Consider the following 1,339-nt stretch of genomic DNA (forward strand, 5'->3'; position numbering starts at 1 on the left):
ACCCATATCGAAGACCTCAAGGCCAGTGCGTGCTTTGCCCGTACTGACAATGTCGTTACCCGCCCAGCCGTTACACCATCGTCAGGGCGAGCGGTATTTGAAGGGGTCAGTACCGCGGTGCTTTGCGTTGTCCGCCTTGCTCGCTTCGTCCGGCGGACTCACCATCACGATGCTGGCCGTGCCGTTCTCCATCAGGTTCACCGTCGCACTTGCCCCGCCCTCCTGATAGTTCGCGATGGTCGCCAGACAGATCTGCACCAGCGCCGAACTCACACCCATGTTGCCAATCCGGCGGCCGATGTCGTAACCCTCCTTGACTTCGCCGATATCGATGCCTTGTGCGTTTCCATGCAACGCCTGTGTCAGTGGAATGATCCATTCCCGGCTGAGCGTCGTGTCATAGAACACGCGGGTGGGTTTCGCGCCTGCCGGCAACGTCGCCATGGCGTCCTTCCAGCCCGCCTGCAACATCTTGACCTGATCCGCCCGCTTGAGCTGCTTGCCCTGATCGTCCGTCAGTTTGATATTCACCGGGCGATGCAGATAGCCAAGCAACGGCGCTTCATCGAATTCCTCGATCTGCCAGTTTGCCCATCGCACAGGCAGGAACGGACTCGGCTTGAAATCGCCCGGCCCCTTGTTATCGATCTGCTTCCAGAGTTCGGGCAGCTTCGATATCCACCAGTCGGTTTTCACTGTGCTGATGCCATAAAGATCACCAGCGGCTTTCACCGTTTCATCCTGAAACTGCTTACTCTTCTCCCAATAGAAATTCCATAGCTTGATGGTGTCGTATTGCGTCTTGGTCTTGTCGATGTCGCCGGGAACCGGGACCGCATAGGGACGCACGAGACGGTCCACGCGATCCGTACGGGCAACCAGCAACCCGCCCATGCTGTCCGGCACCGGCGGTATAAAAGCACCCGCCGGGTCTTTGGGCATACCGGGTGTATCCAGCCCCCAGCGGTATTGCATCCCGTCCTCGCTCACGATCAGCGCGGCGGGCACATCGGGGTGTTTGTCGAAAAAATCGAAAAGCTCCGTTAGCGCCGGCGCTGCGCTGCTGGTGTTGTGGTCATCCAGCCACAGAAACTCCGTAACGCCAAGTCCTGCATTCTGCCGCGCATCTGCGATCTCGAAAGCAGCTCGGTATGGACTGTCTTTATCCTTCGGGGGGCCCAGAATGATCACCGGCACAGGCCAGTGATCAACTGCTTCGCCGGCTACGTACCGGAAAGCGGCACCCGTTGCAATCGCTGAGAAAATCCTGCGTTCGTCCGAGTTCTCGCCATACCGCTTTGGATCGTCCGACAAAATCGACGAATAGTTTTCCCCTTTA

At 58.2% G+C, this 1,339-nt stretch carries 1 protein-coding gene; it reads right to left on the minus strand.

The window, feature by feature from the left end; translation table 11 throughout:
* Nucleotides 1-81: 81 nt before the first annotated feature.
* A partial coding sequence (locus BO1_RS48860) for a type VI lipase adapter Tla3 domain-containing protein (RefSeq protein WP_028223780.1) occupies nucleotides 82-1,339 on the minus strand: 1,258 nt, incomplete at its 5' end.

It is taken from the genome of Paraburkholderia oxyphila NBRC 105797, assembly GCF_000685075.1.
GTDB classification, from domain to species: domain Bacteria; phylum Pseudomonadota; class Gammaproteobacteria; order Burkholderiales; family Burkholderiaceae; genus Paraburkholderia; species Paraburkholderia oxyphila.